Source organism: Pseudomonas sp. N40(2020) (genome assembly GCF_014472415.1).
In the GTDB taxonomy this organism is placed as follows: Bacteria; Pseudomonadota; Gammaproteobacteria; order Pseudomonadales; family Pseudomonadaceae; genus Aquipseudomonas.
Genome location: NZ_JACSZV010000011.1, coordinates 100198 through 118625 on the forward strand (window position 1 = coordinate 100198; position 18428 = coordinate 118625).

Annotated in this window: 18 protein-coding genes; 6 read left to right on the forward strand and 12 right to left on the reverse strand. The window is 58.5% G+C overall.

Annotated features, from left to right (window positions below; all coding sequences use genetic code 11):
- The first annotated feature begins 72 nt into the window (after positions 1 to 72).
- Genes gnd through IAI51_RS10220 form a run of 3 tightly spaced genes read left to right on the forward strand, consistent with a single transcriptional unit; the run spans position 73 to position 3379 of the window.
- Entirely contained in the window at positions 73 to 1053 is a 981-nt protein-coding gene (gene gnd / locus IAI51_RS10210; RefSeq protein ID WP_187678362.1) for a phosphogluconate dehydrogenase (NAD(+)-dependent, decarboxylating), read from the forward strand.
- Positions 1050 to 2573: a glucose-6-phosphate dehydrogenase gene (gene zwf, locus IAI51_RS10215; RefSeq protein ID WP_187678363.1), complete on the forward strand. Its 1524-nt coding sequence runs from the start codon at positions 1050 to 1052 to the stop codon at positions 2571 to 2573. Before gnd ends, zwf begins: the two co-directional genes overlap by 4 nt.
- Complete coding sequence (locus tag IAI51_RS10220; RefSeq protein ID WP_187678364.1) at positions 2570 to 3379, forward strand: HAD family hydrolase; 810 nt, start codon at positions 2570 to 2572, stop codon at positions 3377 to 3379. Before zwf ends, IAI51_RS10220 begins: the two co-directional genes overlap by 4 nt.
- Before the next feature lie 120 nt (positions 3380 to 3499).
- Here the strand turns inward: IAI51_RS10220 and nhaB are convergent, their stop codons facing one another.
- The 3 genes from nhaB to IAI51_RS10235 form a co-directional block, all read right to left on the reverse strand.
- Positions 3500 to 5002: a sodium/proton antiporter NhaB gene (gene nhaB, locus IAI51_RS10225; protein ID WP_187678365.1), complete on the reverse strand. Its 1503-nt coding sequence runs from the start codon at positions 5000 to 5002 to the stop codon at positions 3500 to 3502.
- 61 nt (positions 5003 to 5063) lie between these two features.
- Entirely contained in the window at positions 5064 to 6353 is a 1290-nt protein-coding gene (locus IAI51_RS10230) for a delta-60 repeat domain-containing protein (protein WP_187678366.1), read from the reverse strand.
- A 279-nt stretch (positions 6354 to 6632) separates the two neighbouring features.
- A complete protein-coding gene (locus IAI51_RS10235) occupies positions 6633 to 6899 on the reverse strand; it encodes a hypothetical protein (protein WP_095188991.1) in 267 nt (88 codons plus the stop codon).
- Between the two features lie 356 nt (positions 6900 to 7255).
- Between IAI51_RS10235 and IAI51_RS10240 the strand changes: the two genes are divergently transcribed.
- Positions 7256 to 8581, forward strand: a complete 1326-nt coding sequence (locus IAI51_RS10240; RefSeq protein ID WP_187678367.1) for a sigma-54 dependent transcriptional regulator — start codon at positions 7256 to 7258, stop codon at positions 8579 to 8581.
- Between the two features lie 64 nt (positions 8582 to 8645).
- On the opposite strand, the gene IAI51_RS10245 is transcribed toward IAI51_RS10240, so the two are convergent.
- The 9 genes from IAI51_RS10245 to IAI51_RS10285 form a co-directional block, all read right to left on the reverse strand.
- Entirely contained in the window at positions 8646 to 9953 is a 1308-nt protein-coding gene (locus IAI51_RS10245) for a hypothetical protein (RefSeq protein WP_187678368.1), read from the reverse strand.
- Between the two features lie 45 nt (positions 9954 to 9998).
- Positions 9999 to 10745, reverse strand: a complete 747-nt coding sequence (locus IAI51_RS10250; protein ID WP_187678369.1) for a hypothetical protein — start codon at positions 10743 to 10745, stop codon at positions 9999 to 10001.
- 44 nt (positions 10746 to 10789) lie between these two features.
- Positions 10790 to 11470, reverse strand: a complete 681-nt coding sequence (locus IAI51_RS10255) for a C39 family peptidase (protein ID WP_187678370.1) — start codon at positions 11468 to 11470, stop codon at positions 10790 to 10792.
- A gap of 63 nt (positions 11471 to 11533) precedes the next feature.
- Entirely contained in the window at positions 11534 to 12526 is a 993-nt protein-coding gene (locus IAI51_RS10260) for a heme utilization protein (protein ID WP_187678371.1), read from the reverse strand.
- Positions 12527 to 12594: 68 nt separating this feature from the next.
- Entirely contained in the window at positions 12595 to 13167 is a 573-nt protein-coding gene (locus IAI51_RS10265) for an adhesin (protein ID WP_187678372.1), read from the reverse strand.
- A 1-nt stretch (position 13168) separates the two neighbouring features.
- Positions 13169 to 13618 carry a hypothetical protein gene (locus IAI51_RS10270; protein WP_187678373.1) on the reverse strand — a complete coding sequence of 150 codons (450 nt, stop codon included), beginning with the start codon at positions 13616 to 13618 and terminating at the stop codon, positions 13169 to 13171.
- 355 nt (positions 13619 to 13973) lie between these two features.
- The gene (locus tag IAI51_RS10275) at positions 13974 to 14498 is read right to left on the reverse strand and encodes an AAA family ATPase (RefSeq protein ID WP_187678380.1); all 525 of its coding nucleotides are present in this window, start codon (positions 14496 to 14498) and stop codon (positions 13974 to 13976) included.
- On the reverse strand, positions 14495 to 15058 hold the full coding sequence (gene pnuC / locus IAI51_RS10280) for a nicotinamide riboside transporter PnuC (protein WP_187678374.1): 564 nt from the start codon (positions 15056 to 15058) through the stop codon (positions 14495 to 14497). The genes IAI51_RS10275 and pnuC overlap by 4 nt, the downstream gene beginning before the upstream one ends.
- Positions 15059 to 15155: 97 nt before the next feature.
- Entirely contained in the window at positions 15156 to 16790 is a 1635-nt protein-coding gene (locus tag IAI51_RS10285) for a methyl-accepting chemotaxis protein (protein WP_187678375.1), read from the reverse strand.
- Between the two features lie 305 nt (positions 16791 to 17095).
- Between IAI51_RS10285 and IAI51_RS10290 the strand changes: the two genes are divergently transcribed.
- Complete coding sequence (locus tag IAI51_RS10290; RefSeq protein WP_187678376.1) at positions 17096 to 17926, forward strand: undecaprenyl-diphosphate phosphatase; 831 nt, start codon at positions 17096 to 17098, stop codon at positions 17924 to 17926.
- A complete protein-coding gene (locus IAI51_RS10295; protein WP_187678377.1) occupies positions 17923 to 18351 on the forward strand; it encodes a DUF1294 domain-containing protein in 429 nt (142 codons plus the stop codon). The genes IAI51_RS10290 and IAI51_RS10295 overlap by 4 nt, the downstream gene beginning before the upstream one ends.
- Positions 18352 to 18428: the final 77 nt, after the last annotated feature.

Below are 18428 nucleotides of genomic sequence, written 5' to 3' on the forward strand. Positions count from 1 at the left end.
GACTAACCTCCATTAGTCGCGTTGGGCTATAACCTTTGACACACATTTATTTGTAGTAAGGAGCATCAGCACATGCAACTCGGGATTATTGGACTGGGCCGCATGGGCGGTAACATTGCGCGGCGCCTGATGCTCAACGGTCACACCACCGTTGTTTACGACCGCAATACCGCTTTCATCGATAACCTGGTCGCCGAGGGCTCTACTGGCGTTGCCGATTTGCCAGCACTGGTTGCCGGCCTGGATAAGCCGCGCGCGGTTTGGGTCATGCTGCCGGCGGGCGCACCGACCGAAGACACCATCGAAACCCTGAGCAACCTGCTTGAAGCCGGCGACACCATCATCGACGGCGGCAACACCAACTATAAGGATGACATTCGCCGAGCCAAGACCCTGGCCGAGAAGGGCTTGCACTACATCGACGTTGGCACCTCCGGTGGCGTCTGGGGCCTGGAACGCGGCTACTGCATGATGATCGGTGGTGACGCCGAAACCGTGCAGCGTCTCGACCCGCTGTTCGCCGCTCTGGCCCCGGGTATGGGCGACATTCCGCGCACCAAGGATCGCAAGTCCGATGACCACCGTGCCGAGCACGGCTACATCCACGCCGGTCCCGCCGGTGCCGGGCACTTCGTCAAGATGATCCACAACGGCATCGAGTACGGCATGATGGCGGCCTTCGCCGAGGGCTTCGATATTCTCAAGACCAAATCGAGCGAGCGCCTGCCGGAAGATCAGCGTTTCGACCTCAACGTGGCGGACATTGCCGAAGTCTGGCGTCGTGGCAGCGTAGTTTCCTCGTGGTTGCTCGACCTGACTGCAGACGCGCTGGCCAGCGACCCGAAACTCGACGGTTTCTCGGGTTCGGTGGCTGACAGCGGCGAAGGTCAATGGACCATCGAAGCGGCCATGGAGCAAGCGGTGCCGGTGCCGGTGTTGTCGAACTCGCTGTTCTCGCGTTATCGCTCGCGTGGCCAGGGCACCTTTGGCGACAAGATTCTTTCGGCCCAGCGCTTCGGCTTCGGCGGCCATGTGGAGACACCGAAGAAATGACCCATACGATCCGCAGAAAATCCAAGGCAGAACCCGCACCACCGACCACGCTGTTTCTGTTCGGTGCCCACGGCGACCTGGTCAAGCGCTTGCTGATGCCGGCGCTGTACAACCTCAGTCGCGACGGCTTGCTTGACGATGGTCTGCGGATCGTCGGCGTTGACCACAACGCCATTACCGATGAAGCCTTCGCGCAGAAGCTTGAAGACTTCATCCGTACCGAAGTGGCGGCGAAGGTCGGCAAGGGCGATCAGATGCTTGATCCGGCCTTGTGGGCCAAGCTTGCCAAAGGTATCAGCTACGTCCAGGGCGACTTCCTCGACGACAGCACCTATTCAGCCCTGGCGGCGAAAATCGCCGACAGCGGCACCGGCAATGCGGTCTTTTACCTGGCTACTGCTCCGCGTTTCTTCAGCGAAGTGGTGCGTCGTCTCGGCGCCGCCAAACTGCTGGAAGAGACCCCTGATGCGTTCAGAAGGGTGGTGATCGAGAAGCCGTTCGGCTCCGATCTGCAAACCGCCGAAGCGCTGAACGCCTGCCTGCTCAAGGTGATGTCCGAGAAGCAGATCTATCGGATCGACCATTACCTGGGCAAGGAAACCGTGCAGAACATTCTGGTCAGCCGGTTCTCCAACAGCCTGTTCGAAGCCTTCTGGAACAACCATTACATCGACCACGTACAAATCACCGCCGCCGAAACCGTCGGCGTAGAAACCCGTGGCAGTTTTTACGAGCACACTGGCGCACTGCGTGACATGGTGCCTAATCACCTGTTCCAGTTGCTGGCCATGGTCGCCATGGAACCACCGGCGGCGTTCGGCGCCGATGCCGTGCGTGGCGAGAAGGCCAAAGTAGTTGGCGCTATTCGCCCATGGACTGTCGAAGAGGCGCGCGCCAACTCAGTACGCGGCCAGTACAGCGCTGGTGAAGTCGGCGGTAAATCGCTGCCCGGTTACCGCGAAGAGGCCAACGTCTCGCCCGACAGCAGCACTGAAACCTACGTCGCATTAAAAGTGATGATCGATAACTGGCGCTGGGTCGGCGTGCCGTTTTACCTGCGTACCGGCAAACGCATGAGCGTGCGTGATACCGAGATTGTCATCTGCTTCAAACCCGCGCCCTATGCGCAGTTTCGCGATACCGAAGTCGACGAGTTGCAGCCCACCTACCTGCGCATCCAGATTCAGCCCAACGAAGGCATGTGGTTCGACCTGCTGGCCAAGCGGCCAGGGCCGGCGCTGAACATGGCCAACATCGAGCTGGGGTTCGCCTACAAGGATTTCTTCGAGATGCAGCCCTCGACCGGCTATGAAACGCTGATCTACGACTGCCTGACCGGCGATCAGACGCTGTTTCAGCGCGCCGACAACATCGAGAACGGCTGGCGTGCGGTGCAGCCGTTCCTCGATGCGTGGCAGCAGGATGCGAGCATGCAAACGTATGCTGCCGGTGAAGACGGCCCGCAGGCTGCCGAAGATCTACTGACTCGCGATGGTCGCGTCTGGCACGGCCTCGGATGAGTAAACCGATCCGTTTTCTCCTGAGTGACATGGACGGTACGTTGTTGCTGCCCGATCACACACTGAGCCAGCGCACTGTCTACGCTGTTCGTTCGTTGCGCGAGGCCGGCGTGCTGTTCAGCCTCGCCACCGGGCGCCCGCCGAAAGCGATGTTGCAGCAGATTGAAGCCTTGGGCGTCGACCTGCCAACTGCGGCATTCAATGGCGGCACCATCGTCAATCCGGACGGCAGTTTGCTGGTTGCGCATTACCTGCCGGCGACGACCGCACTGATTGCTCTGGCGACGTTCGCTGACCAGCCAGACGTCGAAGTGTGGGTGTTCAGTGGCGGCGACTGGTTGGTCAAAGACCCGCATGGGCCGATGGTGCCGCGTGAGCAGCACGGTCTCGGCTATCTGCCAGTCGTGGTTGAGAGCTTTGAACCGTACCTGGAGCGCATCGACAAGATTGTCGCGACCAGCAACAACACTGAGTTTCTGATCGAACTGGAAGCGCGCCTGTTACCGAAGGTCAACGGCATGGCGCAGGTTTCGCGGTCTCAGCCGGTGTATCTTGACGTCACGGCGCTGGAGGCCAACAAGGGCACGGCGCTGGCAACCATTGCCGCGCATCTCGGCATCCCGTTGGAGCAGACAGCGGCGATTGGCGATGGTGGCAACGACCCGGCGATGTTCCATTGCGCGGGACTGTCGATTGCCATGGGGCAGGCGGAAGAGGCGGTGCGGCGTCAGGCGGATGTTGTCACCGGTTCAAACACCGAAGACGGCGTGGCTCAGGCGATCGAGCAGTACATCCTCGCGCGCTGACTGACACAGAAACAAATGTAGAAGTGAGCCTGCTCGCGATGGTGGTGTGTCAGACCAAGAATGGTGTTTGACACTCCCTCATCGCGAGCAGGCTCACTCCTACAGTTTTACTCTGCGGTGTTACAGCCAGAAGCTAACGGCGTACCAGCCGAGCAGGCCCATCACGATCGTGTACGGCAATGCCATCCACACCATCCGCCCATAAGACAACCGCACCAACGGCGCAATGGCCGAGGTTAACAGGAACAGGAACGCCGCCTGACCATTCGGTGTGGCAACGCTCGGCAGATTGGTACCGGTGTTGATCGCAATTGCCAGCGTCTCGAAGTGCTCGCGGCTCATGTGCCCGGCCAGGAACGCCTGTTTCACTTCGGTGATGTAGATGGTCGCGACAAACACGTTGTCGCTGATCGCCGACAGCAGACCATTGGCGATAAACAGCATGCCCGGTTGTTGATCGACCGGCAGTGCCAGCACCCACTCGATCAGCGGTGCAAACAGCTGTTGATCATGAATCACCGCCACCACGGCAAAGAACACTACCAGCAACGCGGTGAACGGCATGGCGTCCTTGAATGCGCTACCTAGACGGTGCTCGTCAGTGATACCGGTAAACGCGGTGATCAACACGATTACCATCAAACCGATCAAGCCAACTTCAGCAACGTGAAAGGCCAGACAACCGATCAGAATCAACGCCGCGGCGCCTTGCACCAGTAATGCGGCGCGTTGGCGTGAGGTGCGTTCGGCATTATCTTCGGCCGCGTAATTGGCCAACACCGCGCGAACGTTGTCCGGCAGCAGCGTGCCGTAACCGAACCAGCGCAGTTTCTCCAGCAATACGCAAGTCACCAGACCGGCTGCCAATACCGGCAAGGATACCGGCGCGACTTTCAGGAAAAACTCTGCGAAGTGCCAACCCATTTCATGGCCGATCAGCAGGTTCTGCGGCTCACCAACCAACGTGCATACACCACCGAGCGCGGTACCGACCGCGCCATGCATCAGCAGGCTGCGCAGGAAGGCGCGAAACTGTTCCAGATCCTCGTGGTGCAAGGTCGGCAGATGTTGGTCATCGCTGAACCCGCTGTCCTGGCGCGGATCGTTGCCAGACGCCACGCGGTGGTAGACCGAATAAAAACCCACGGCGGCGCTGATGATCACGGCGGTGACCGTCAATGCATCGAGAAATGCCGACAGAAATGCCGAGAGAAAGCAGAACATCAGCGCCAGCGCCGCTTTCGAACGCACGCCCAACAACAGCCGCGAGAACAAAAACAGCAGCAGATCCTTCATGAAATAGATGCCAGCAACCATGAACATCAGCAGCAGGATCACGGGGAAGTTGTGTACCAGTTCATCATAAAGCGCCTGCGGCGTGGTCATCTTCAACAGCAGGGCTTCGATCAGCAGCAGTCCGCCGGGCATCAGCGGATAGCACTTGAGGGCCATGGCCAGAGTGAAGATGAACTCAATCACCAACAGCCAACCCGCCGCGACCGGACCTGCGGTGAACAGCACGAGCGCATTGAGGATCAGGAAGCCAACGATGGTCGCCTTGTACCAGCGTGGCGAATGCCCGAGAAAATTTTGCGCGAACGCCTGGGCCATTGAACCGGACATCGGTTGCTCCTTGTTTTAAGAAGCGCGCAAGTTGCCGGATGTGTCGAGGAAGATCAAGCTCTCAGGGATTAAGATACCGCGCAACCATTGCCCGGTAGTTGCCATCCAGCGAGTAGCCGCCAACCACAATTGCGCCGTCCGTTTGCACCGCCAGTGAGTTGGCCGTGTCGAGACTGCGGCCCAGGCGTGTGCGCAACCATCCGCAGCCTTTGCCGAAGCTCGAGTCCAGATGGCCATTTGCGCAGTAGCGGGCAACGATGAAATCAGCTTCCAACCCACCAATCGTTGCACCTACGGCGATCATGCGACCGTCGGCCATGCGTTGGGCGGCGCTCCACTGGCAGCCGCTGGGGCCGATTTCCAGGAGTTGCGGCTGGCCGTTGTTGCGATGCAAGTCCGGGCGGCCATTGGGATGCAGACTGAACGCCAGGCAGCGGATCGGATCGCGGCTGCTGCCGAAGCAGTGCAGCGTGTTCGTGGACTCAAGAACCTGACTGACCTGGGCACTTTGACCGTTGGCAGTGAACGCCATGAAGCCGTCCACCGCAAAACGTTCGTCAAGACGCCCATCGGGCAGGTAACGGGCCAACAGGCCTTGCTGAGGAAAATCGATTGATCCTGCTACCACGATTCGCCCATCTTCCTGAAGCAGCAGGCTATTGAGCCAGGTATTGAGCAGCAAGTGACGGATCATCACGAAGCCACGGCCGTTGAAGGTTTCATCCAGGCTGCCGTCGGGTTTGAGGCGAATCAACATCCCGGCATGGTCGGCCAGTTCGAAGTGATGGTTGGCAATCAACAGAATGTGGCCATCGTCCTGTACCGCGAAGTCGCAGGCTTCGGCACCGGGCACGCCGGGCGGGAGCCAGGTGTCGCGGGCGCCCATCGACAAATCGCCCGGCAGGCGAACCACCTGACGACCATTGTCACCAAAGATTTGCTCCGGATTACCTTGCGCATCGAACAGGGCGAGGGCGGGCAGGGTGCGATGGCTGTTTTCATAATGCAGGCCGGCCAACAGGATTCGCCCATCGGGCAATGCTTGCACTTTGCTGGCCGTGGCGTCGAACCCATGCGCAAAGGTGTCGATCACGCTGCCTTGCTCGCCGAAGGACAAATCGGCGGAGCCATCCGCGAGCAGCCGCGCAAGGCCGAAACGGCTGCCGGCGGCCACCCCGACTTTGGCTGCCACCAGAATCCGGCCCTGCGCATCGAGCGCAACATCCTGAGTCAGGCTGGACAAACTACCCGCGAAATACACTTGAGCGACGCCGTTGACGGCAAACGTTTTGTCGAGTTGACCGGCATCGTTAGATAACGATGGCAGCGCAAAAGCGTTCAGTGTGGACATGCACGCATCTCCTTGCGAGTAGACCAATACCGGGAACCGGCGGTAACTGCATGAGCGGAACATTCAATCCCTGAACAAGAGGAAGTACAACTGTAAGAAATAACAGGTGGAGGGTCACACTGTGCCAGAACAGTGTCTTTTGGAACCAATAGCGAGCCTGCCAAGCAATTATGCTGGGACCCGTTACGGAAAGTTGTACAGAAGTGCGGATAAATAATAGAAAGAGCAACTAACAAGAGGAGGGCGGATGACTTGAACGTCATCCGCATCACCCGGCTATTAGTGTGGCATCGACCAGGATTGCAGCGTGTAACCTTCATCGCTCAGTTCGGCGCGGGCTTGCTGCAGAAGTTGCTCAAGCTGTGCCGGATCGGAGTAGGCGCTGCTTGGAATCTGTTTACGACCGATATGGGAATTGGTGCGATCAATCACGGTCAGGCTCAGTTCGCCATTGCCGTCTTGAGGCGCCCAGGCCACGCACTGGAAAGGTTTGAACGCGTGGTTGGCAATCAAAAGAGCTTCGTTGATACGGAGCGGGGCGGTCATGGGGTCTTCTCTCTGTCGTGCCCAATCAAATGATGTGCCGTCGGTTGGGCTTACCGTGCGGCTGGTTACTTGTACTGATGCACGCAACCGGGGAGCAGGTCACACCTGAAACAAAGAAATTTCAACTTTCTTTCATTTACCGGCTTGTCCGGGAGTTTTTGAAAGCCTGGTGAAAGCTCTGTAAGAGGAAGTAAGTCGATAGCTAACTAACAACCGAGCCACTTATAACGAGTTTGCCTGCACACGTATAAGCAATTGATACAAGGCGCTGTCAAAATCTTGCTAATGTTACAGCCAGGTCTGCCAAATGACTGTTTTTACAATCATTTCCTATAATTTGGCGCCAAGGAACAGTCATGAGTGAAGCGCCTGCGTTACGACGTTTATTGGTGGTCGATCCGTGTGACGACTGTCATCGACTATTGCCCGGTTTGCGCGCGGTGGGATGGGATGTCGACAGTTGTACGCTGGAAAACGCGGCCGACCGCACCTGTGACGTCGGCCTTCTGCGTTTGCAGCCGTTTCACCTGGAACGTCCCGAAGCCGTCAAGGAACTGATCAGCCGCAGCGGCACTGAATGGATCGCTGTGCTCAATCAGGAAGTCCTGCGTTTGCAGAATGTTGGTGACTTCGTCTGCGAATGGTTTTTCGATTTTCACACCTTGCCGTTCGACGTCTCGCGGGTGCAAGTCACCCTCGGCCGCGCCTTCGGCATGGCGCGCCTGCGTGGCCAGGGCACGATCCATGTGGATCAGCCCGAGCACGAACTGTTGGGCGACAGCAAACCGATCCGCGAGCTGCGTAAATTGCTGAGCAAACTGGCGCCCACCGAGTCGCCGGTGTTGATCCGCGGCGAAAGCGGCACCGGTAAAGAACTGGTCGCGCGCACGCTGCATCGGCAGTCTCAGCGCCACAGCAAGCCGTTTGTGGCGATCAACTGCGGCGCTATTCCCGAGCATCTGATTCAGTCCGAGCTGTTCGGCCACGAAAAAGGTGCATTTACCGGCGCTCATCAGCGCAAGGTCGGGCGCATAGAAGCGGCCAACGGAGGCACCCTCTTTCTCGATGAAATCGGTGATCTGCCGCTGGAGCTGCAAGCCAACCTGCTGCGTTTTCTTCAGGAAAAACACATTGAGCGGGTCGGTGGCAGTCAACCGATCCCTGTCGATGTCCGCGTTCTGGCGGCGACCCACGTCGACCTCGAAGCGGCGATCGAGAAGAAGCGTTTTCGCGAAGACCTGTATTACCGGCTCAACGTTCTGCAAGTGGTCACGGCGCCGTTGCGAGAGCGCCATGGTGATCTGTCGATGCTGGCCAACCACTTTTCCCACTTTTATAGCCACGAAACCGGGCGTCGACCGCGCAGTTTCAGTGAAGATGCGCTGATTGCGATGGGCAAACATGACTGGCCGGGCAATGTGCGTGAACTGGCCAACCGCGTGCGTCGCGGCTTGGTCCTGGCTGAAGGGCGGCAGATCGAAGCACGTGATCTGGGGCTGATCAGCCAGCACTCGATCGCCACGCCCATGGGCACGCTTGAGGACTACAAGACCCGCGCCGAACGCCAGGCGCTTTGCGATGTGTTGAACCGGCACAGTGACAACCTCAGCGTTGCGGCAAAAGTGCTCGGCGTTTCCCGGCCGACGTTTTACCGTTTGCTGCACAAGCACCAGATCCGCTAGGGCGGGAGCATGGAAAAGGCCCGCTGCGATCATCTCGCAGCGGGCCTTTTTCATGTCCTGACGCTTAGAAGTAGTACGGGAATTTCAGGCTGAAGGAAAAGTCCGGGGCATCGTCCGTCAAACCGATGGACAGGTTGGGCACGATGGTCAGATTGTCGGTGGCCGCAATGGTCATGCCGACGTTGAAGTAACCGGCGTTGGCGTCACTGGACACCACAGATTGCCATTCGCCGCCATCCTGTTTCAGCTTGCTCTTGCGCTGTATCAGGTCAGACATCGAGAACGACATGCTCATCTTCTCATTCAGCGCAAAAGCAATACCTGCGCCGATCTGGAAGCTGTCGCCGATCTTCACCTTGCCCGGGTTTTTCTGGTTGACGGTGGAGCTGATGTCGTCGAACGACTCCTCCAGGTTATGGGTGTAGGACAGGCTGCCGAACAGCACGGCCGGGTCGAACGTCTTGACCAGCGAGATGCCGGGGGTGACCGACCAGACACCATTGCCGGTGGGCAGGGTGTCAGGCACGAACAGGTTCGAGTTGGCGTCGGTCTGGCGCAGCTTGATGCCGAACGGGTCCTTGCCGGTGGGGGCCTTGACGCGCAAGGTCACCACGGCGTCCGGGGTATTGACCGACTCGTCGAGGAACTTGTAGGCGATGCCGAAGTTCACGTCACCGATGGTTGGATCGCGGTCGACGTCCTGTTCGGTGGTGACGTTGGAAGCGCCGCCATTACCGCCGCCGGATTGATAAGTCGAACTGCGGTACACCACCGGCACGTTCAAGTCGAATTGCCAGCGGTTATCGAAGTTGTAGCGGCCGGTGAGATCGAGCGTCCAGGTGTCCGCCTTGATCCGGTCCAGGTTGATATTGCCGAGGAAGATCGAATCCAGCGCCAGGAACCCGTTGAGGATCAACTGGCGGGTATCGTAGCGCGAATAAGTGATGCCGGTTTCAACGCTGAATTTGCCGCCACCAAAGAAGCCACTGGCCTCGTCATACAGGTTGGAGACACTTTGCGCCGGTTGCGAATCATCGGCCAGCGACTGCCCGTAGGAAGCGCCACTACCCCCGGCAGCGCCCCCCGACGCGGCTGCGGCCCCGGTACCGGTGGCCACTTTCGGATTGCCTTTCATGTCGGACGGCGACTTGGCCAGACGTTTGGGTGGTGGAGCGGCGGGTTGATCTTCAACCTGGCGGACTCGCTGCTCGAGTACCGCCAAGGCTTTTTGTTGTACTTCGTATCGTTGCTTAAGCTCCAGAAGTTCCTGTTTCAGAGCTTCTAAATCGGCGTCAGGTGCAGCTTGCAGCATCGTCGCCGGTAGAAGAGCGCTCAAACATACAGCAGCGCGCAGTGATACTGATCGATACATGAATAAGCCGTCCCTTTAAGCCCAATGATCGAGACTCAGCGTAGTTCAATATCCGATATTGCGTAGTGCCCTGAGCTGAGTCAGGTTGCAGTCCAGTGCACCGGCGCTCATACCGTTATTGTTCAGTACAACGTTGAGTTGGGTCATGTTGTTGACCACGTTGGCACTGCCGAGCAGGCGGGTGTTTTGTAACAATCCACCTTGGGCGACTTGTTGCAGGGAGCTGCCTTGATTGCCGGACGCCTGAATGGCCATTTGAACGCCACTGCCGGTGGCCGAAACCGCCACGCTGCCGGCGGCGTTGCTGCCTCCGATGGTTTGTCCGGCCATCAAGGCTTGACCCTGAGCGGGCATGAGCGCCGGTGCCTGTTTGGCTTCGGAGACATTGATCGCGACGTTGTTGTAAGCCGTGTTGCTGTCGCCGGCGGCGCGCACGCTTTGTGTCACGCCCTGGCTGCTGTCGAGGCCGGCGCCACCGGTAATCGTGCCGGTACCCGCCGCGAGGGCATTGCCGTTGCCATGTTCCTTGATTGTCTGGACATAGAATTCTGGTTTGACCGTTGCGGCCTGAAGTTGCATCGAGGTCGATGCGCCGATCAAATCACCACTGGCGTTGCGCCAGGTACTGCTCATGACAATGCCGAAGCTGATGATCCGCCCCGGCATGACATAACGACCGCGTAGCTCGGCGAGCTCCTGGTCCTTGATTTCTATAGGTTTGAATCCTGCATTGGCATAGCCTGACGCACTCGCTGCCAGGCAGGCGGCGACCAGCCAGTATGAGGTTTTCATTTGCTGCTCCCGGGACATCCAGTCCCATTCTTTATAATCGGCGATTAAAAGAAGTCGCTCTGTATGAACCCGAAATCCATCAATTCAGCATCTTTGACCGGGTTGAAGCCATCCAGCTTGTTCTTGGCCGTCAGCGGTGTCGGCGGGCTGCGCAAGGCATTGGCCTTGTCGTATCCGGGACCGACGATGGCAAAGACAATGCCGTTCCAACCTTTGACAAAGTCACCATGGCTGTAGCGTTTGTGCCCTAGAACCGGGTCTCCGATGTAAACCCAATCCTTGTCCGCACGCTGCAACACCACGAAATGCTTGTAGCCGCGAATGTCCATCAGTACCACCACCGGAATCGTGATTGCGTCTAGCTTCTCCGATGGAATCTTGTAGCCCCTGGCGCGCATGCCGATGCTTTCTATGTAGCGCTTCATGTCGAGCATGGAGAAACCCTGAGTACGAACAAGGTCCTGGTCAGCGTGGACCAGCATGCCTTTGATGATGTGCTCCTCATCGACGTCGAGCCAATAAGCCTGGCGTAACACCGTGGCCAGTGCGGCGGCACCGCAGCTGAAATCGGTTTTCTGTTCGACAATGTCGGCAAACTTGCGCTCACGAATGCTTTGCACGTCCTTGTAGACCAACACGCCACCCGGCAGGGCGGCCACTGGCATCTGGGCGGCCTGAGTCAGGCCGGACAGGCAAAGTAAAGCGAGAAGGGCAGTCTTACGCATGATCGATACGCCTTTGCGGACTGAGGAAAAGCCCCGTTTCCGGGGCTTTCGTTTCGATCGCGATTACATGCAGGCTTTGCAACCTGCGGCGATGGACAGCGAGTTGCTTTGTTGGTTACCCACACCAGCGGCGTTGTTGTAACCAGCGTTACCGGAGAAGTTGTTACCAACGTTGGAGACGTTTGCGTTGTTGGTCACAGGGTTTTTCCAGCCGTCTGGGGTCAGCACTTGTTGCGTGGTTACGCCAGCGAGACCGAAGATGCCCACAGCTTCGAAGGTTGCTTTCTGGTCTTTGCTGCCGCCATAGCCGCCGTTACCGCGGTCGTTGCCGCCATAACCACCATGGCCTTTATCACCTTCGATGGTAGCCTTGCCAACTGCAGCGAACGCGCCGGCAGCGGCGATGGTGCCAGTGAGGGTTTCTTTTTTGTAGACTTGAGTGCCGTTGTTGGACACCACAAGGCCTGTGGAGCTTTGGTTCGCAGCAGCAGCGGCGTTAGCTACACGACCACCCGATACAGCAATAGCCAGGTTGTTTTTCTGTTGGTTGAAGTTGCCGGCACTGTTGTTCACACCAATGTTGCCGGAACCGCCGTTACCCACGTTGTTGAGGTTGGCGTTGTTGGTTGTCGAGTAGTTGGCAACCGCGTTGTTGTTGTTGACCTGGGTGGCGCTGGAAACGGCCACGGCAGTGCCGAAGATGAAGCTTTCGTCAGCGGTAGCCAATGCAGCGGCGTTGTCTTGCTGGTTGCCATCACCGGCGGTGTTGTTCATGCCGACGTTGCCGTTGGTGCCGTTTGCCGAGTCTCTGACGCTGGCATCATTTTTGGTGCCTTGGTTGCCGACCAGGTTGCCATCGCTGTTTTGGGTGTCGAGTACGGCAGCCCCGGCGCCAGCGCCGATTTGCAGCAGTTGTTCTAAAGTTGGCCCTTTAGGCCCGTGATTATTGCCGTGCCCATTACCATGATCGTCATCACGACCGCCTGCCTGTGCTGCGATTGCCATCACTGCTGCAAGTGCGAAAACCAGTGGTTTGAGAGCCATTGTAGGTTTCATGGTGTTTCTCCGTGCTTATTAGTTGGTTAAGTGTTGGTACTTTCTAATTGCACTGCTTTTTATTTGGGTCAGTCTGCGACCCGGATGCTCAGGGTGTTAGCCATACGGTTCCCCACCCCGGCACTCTGGTTCACCTGGATTACCCCTCGGCTGCCGGTGAAGGCCTGATCACTTGTCGTGACCTGGCGACTGCCGATTGAGGTACCAGTTGCTCCTGAGCTCGGTAACAACGCCACGTTCTGTTGCGAAAGGGCGCTGTCGTCAACGCTCTGCGGGGCAGCACTGATGCTGACGCGCGTCACGTTGGCCATCTGGTTGTTGGCCCCGGCGCCCTGGTTCACGCCCAGGATCCCGTTGCCGTTACTGAAAGAGTTGCCGCCAATGGTTGCGCTGGCATTCGTCGAGGCATTGGCCGGAGTATCGATCCGCTGCCTGACGTTGGTAGTGGCGCTGGCCGAAGTACCAATGGCGATAGCCTTGGTGTTGGTCTGTTGCATCTGGTCGCCGGCGGCCTGGTTGACGTTGTAATTGCCGCGGTACTGGATGCCGGTGTCCTGAATGTTCGCGTTGTTCACTGAGCCGGGGTCGGCCATTGCGTGGGTGCAGCCGAGAAGGGCGAGCAGCACAAGGGTGCGATTCATCTTATTGGCCTCCAGCCATGCGGGTCAGCGGAGCAAGGCCGGAGCTCATTGCGCGATTGACGGTGTTGGAGATCGAACCGCCAGCGCCGCCGCCGTGACCGCCGTTCATGCCGGGCATGCCGTTGGGGTTGGTGAGGGTGTTCATGCCCGGCATGTTTGCCGTAGGCGTGGTGATGTTGCCGCGAATCGAAGAGCCGCTGGCGACACTGGCAAAGTCACCGTCGTTGAGTTCGGTGCTGTTCATCGCTTGGTTGATGCGCGCCGAAGGGTTGGCGTTGACGGTCGTTGGGTAGGGGTCTTTGCCGCCGCTGCGACCAATAGGGATAGGCTGTACATCGCGGTTGAGGACGATAACGCCGTTGCCTTCGGCCTGAACGTTGAAACTGAGGATTGTGCTGGCTGCTGATCCGATCAGCAGGAGGCAGGTCAAGCTTTTATTGAAGTTCCCCACGGCGGCAATTCCTTCTTCAGTGGGCTGGCCCTAGTCAGCGTTGGGAAGGAAAGAGCGAAAGCTGTGCCGCTTTTTGATTGTTGCGCAATATCAATGAGTTAAGGCGAAGTCGGGCATGCCTGATGCGCAAGCTGTTTCATTGTTGAAACACGTACAGGATTGCCGACCGGTCTATTGGCTGAGCAATGCTCTGGAACAAGGGTTTGCGGCGGGGTGTTTCAACGGCGTAACAACCGGTGTGACAAAGCGATGAATGCCGTTGAAACGGGCACTTTGCACTCACGCGAGTGTTTCAGGAATGGACACTTTTGCCCCAAAGCAGGGGTAAACAGTGGGGAGGTTGGGCCGAATACCCTTACTCGTCCAGCAAAGTCGCCACAGCGGCAAACGCTTGCGTCTGGCGCTCGGACCAGTCGCCCTGAATGATCTGGAACGGCTGTCGATGTAGCTCAAGCCAGTCGCGAGTGGCTCGATAGAACCCAAGGCGCTCATCCAGATCCGGCTGGCAGCGCTGGCCGTCATCGGTCCAGTCGATCTGTTCCGGAGACAGCAAAAGATGCAGATCGTAATGTCGCGACAGCAATTGCGGTTCAAGCCACGTCGGGCAGTCGCCAAACAGGGTCTGGCTCCAGAGGATGTTGCTCAGCAGGTGGGTGTCGAGAATCAGCAGCGACGGCTTTTGCGCTCGCGCCTGATCTTCCCATTGCAGCTGGCCGCGGGCGATCTCGGGAATGTCCGCCAGACAGGTGTCACGGGGATTCTGCTCGATGAACCAGCGCACATACTCGTCCACCCGCAGTCCGCCGAACCGTTGCTGAAGGCCTGCCGCCAGCCAGCTCTTGCCAGTGGATTCGGGGCCGGTCAAAACCACGACCTTCAAGTACGCAACGCCGGATCGGCGCGCCATTCGCGCCAGCCCTGAATCGCAATCAGCGTAAACAGTGCATACAGGGCGGCGGTCAGGTAAAGCCCCTTGTAGAGGAACAAGCCGACAAAAATCACATCAAGCACAAACCACAGTGCCCAGCATTGCAGGCGTTTTTGTGCCATCCATAACTGCGCGACCAGGCTGAAACCGGTGAGCGCGGCGTCCAGCCACGGTTGCGCGGCGTCAGTCCAGTGGGCCATGGCCGCCCCGAGCAGGACACTGCCGACAGCGCCAACACTCAGGCCAAGCAACACCGAGCGAGTATCCAGACGCGTCACCTCGCGCCCGTCATGCATCGTCCCCGCACGCGTCCACTGCCACCAGCCGTAGAGTTGCAAAGCGGCGTAGATTACTTGCAGCAACATGTCCGAATACAGCTTCACTTCAAAGAAGATCCAGCTATAGAGCAACACCATGACCAGCCCGATCGGCCAGCACCACGGATTCTGTTTGACCGTCAGCCACACGGCGATCACACCGAGAGCGGCGGCAAACAGTTCAAGCCCGGACATGGGGGTTCCTTGGGGGAGTTGAAGACGGGGGCGGATTGTACCGAGAAAACCTGTGGGAGTGAGCCTGCTGAAAATTTAGCTCGCTCCCATAGGTGTGTTACACGCGGAACTGGCGCAGGAGGTTGTTTAACTGTTCGCTCAATTGTCCGAGTCGCACGCTGGCGACACTCGACTGCTCCGCCGCCAGCGCCGTGCTGTGAGACAAACCGGCCGCTTGCGTGACGTTCTGATTGATGTCCTCGACCACATGCGCCTGTTGCAGTGTGGCACTGGCAATTGACGCATTCAGGCCATTGAGGTTGCGCAGTGCCTGGCCGATGGCATTCAGGCTTGCACCCGCCAGCCCGGCCTGTTCAATGGTCAATTGCGAAGCTTTGCTGCTGTCGCCGATCACCTTGACCGCCGCCTCGGAGTGGTTTTGCAGGCGCTCGATCATCGACTGGATTTCCGCCGTCGACTTCTGCGTACGCTGTGCCAGCAAGCGCACTTCATCCGCGACCACGGCAAACCCTCGGCCCTGTTCGCCAGCCCGTGCTGCTTCAATGGCCGCGTTGAGCGCCAGCAGATTGGTCTGTTCGGCAATCGAGCGAATCACTTCCAGCACACTGCCGATCTGGGTGCTTTCGGCGGCGAGGGTACGAATCACTTCCACCGCCTGATCAATGGTGCCGGACAGCTTGTCGATCTGTTGCAGGCTGCCGTCGATGTTGATCTGGCCCTGTTGCGCCTGCGCCTCGGCGTCACGCATTTCAGCGGCCGCATGTTCGGCGTTTTTCGCCACATCCTGCACGCCGTAGGTCACCTCGTTGATTGCGGTGGCCACCAGTTCCATCTGTTGCGATTGCTGCTGGCTGCGTTGCTGAGCCTGGGAAGCATCGTTGCCCAGTTCGCTGGACGACTGGCCCAGCGCACTGGCCGACACCTGCAACTCACCAATAACACCGCGCAATTTGGCGGTGAAGGCGTTGAAGTGATGTGCGAGTTCCGTGACTTCATCCTTGCCGTGGGTATCGAGGCTGCGGGTGAGGTCGCTTTCGCCGCTGGCGATGTTGGCCATGGCGTTCACGGTTTCCTGCAACGGGCGCACGATGCTGCGCGCGATCATGATGACCAGCAATGCCATGATCAGGGCAATCACCAGGCCGATCACCGTCGCCTTGATCATTTGGCCCTGAAATTCGGCCTGCACATCATCGACATAAACGCCGGAACCGAGCACCCAGCCCCAAGGCTCGAACAGTTTCACGTAAGAGGTTTTAGCCACCGGCTCACTGGCGCCCGGTTTCGGCCACCGGTAATCGACCATGCCGGCGCCTTTGCTCTTGGCGATGGCGACCATTTCGTTAAACACGGCAAAACCATCCGGATCGCGGATCGCCGAGAGATTCTGGCCTTCAAGCTTGGGATTGGTCGGGTGCATGACCATGACGGGCGTGAGGTCGTTGATCCAGAAATAGTCGCTCTGGTCGTAACGCAGGCCCCGAATGGCGGTGAGTGCCTGTTTCTGCGCGGCTTCCTTGGTCAGGGTGCCAGCTGTTTCCAGATCGTGGTAGTACGTCAATAAACCACTGGCGGTCTGCACCACGTGCTGGGTTTTCTGGGCCTTGGCTTGATACAGGTCGTCGTGAATCTGCTTGAGCATCAACACGCCCAAGGTCAGCAACATGACCACCGCCACAATCAAGATGAGCCACAAGCGTCGGCTGATCGACACACTGCGCAAGCTGTTCATAACGCTGTCACTCCGGATTCTTTTTCTTGTAATAAACGACCGCCAGCATCCAACCACGATTCCGTGGGCGGGCATACGCGACCCAAGTCGTATAACGCGGCAGCGCTATTAAGGCTTGTCTGTTAGGATTTCGGCCCCGCGCGTGAAAACCTGAATCCAAGTTGCTATTTCACGGAATTTTGACTGTTTCGTGTGGATCCTGTGTGCGCGGAATCGGTACAGCAACAACCAGCTACGCTGATCGCAGTGAACGAAAGAAAAATACTATCGGGGCATGCCGGCGTGCATCGCTCTTTGGGGGATTGATGGATCTTTGGATGGCCTTGCAGGCACTGATACTAGGCGTTGTAGAAGGGCTGACGGAGTTTTTGCCCATTTCCAGTACCGGACACCAGATCATCGTTGCCGACTTGCTCGACTTCGGCGGCGAACGAGCCATGGCGTTCAACATCATCATCCAGCTCGGCGCGATCCTCGCGGTGGTCTGGGAGTTTCGTCGCAAGATTCTCGATGTGGTGGTTGGCTTGCCGACGCAACCCAGCGCGCGGCGTTTCACCGCCAACCTGCTGATCGCTTTTCTGCCCGCCGTGGTGCTGGGCGTGATCTTTGCCGATCTGATCCACGAGTACCTGTTCAACCCGATCACCGTCGCTGCTGCGCTGGTGGTGGGCGGCATCATCATGTTGTGGGCTGAGCAGCGTCAGCATGAGGTGCACGCGGAAACGGTCGATGAGATTCGCTGGACGGACGCGCTGAAAATCGGTTTCGCCCAGTGCCTGGCGATGATTCCCGGCACGTCGCGTTCCGGCTCGACGATCATTGGCGGCCTGTTGTTCGGCCTGTCGCGCAAAACAGCCACCGAGTTTTCGTTCTTCCTCGCGATGCCGACCATGGTCGGTGCTGCGGTTTACTCGGGCTACAAGTACCGCGATCTGTTTGTGCCGGCGGACTTCCCGGTGTTTGCCATCGGGTTCGTCACCGCGTTCATCTTCGCCATGATCGCCGTGCGCGGGTTGCTCAAGTTCATCGGCAGCCACAGCTATGCGGCATTTGCCTGGTACCGGATCGTGTTCGGCCTGGTCATTCTGGCGACGTGGCAGTTTGGCTGGGTGGACTGGTCGGCGTCCAAACCATGAGTGATTCCCGCGCCCGCCGCCCTAAAGGTCGCCCGTCCGGTGGCAGTATTCAAAACCTCAAGCTGAAGCTGCTGGTGCTGCTGATTGTCTGCGCGCTGCCGGTGTTCGGATCGCTGTCGATGTGGTTGCGCGGGATCTCGCTGGTCCCGCTGGCGGCGTATGGCGTCGTCAGCGTGCTGGCGTTCTTTATGTATTGGGCCGACAAGCGCAAGGCTCGCACCGATGCGTGGCGCACGCCGGAAAACATCCTCCACGCAGTGGAACTGGCCGGGGGGTGGCCGGGCGCACTGGTCGCCCAGCAAGTGTTCCGGCACAAGACGCGCAAGGTGTCGTTTCAGGTGCTGTTCTGGGTGATCGTCGTGTTGCACCAGGTGTTCTGGATTGATCAGCTGTTTCTCGGTTCGAACCTGTTATCACTGTACTGACAAAAATCCCCCCGTGTAGGAGCTGCCGAAGGCTGCGATCTTTTGATCCGGAAAATCAAAAGATCGCAGCCTTCGGC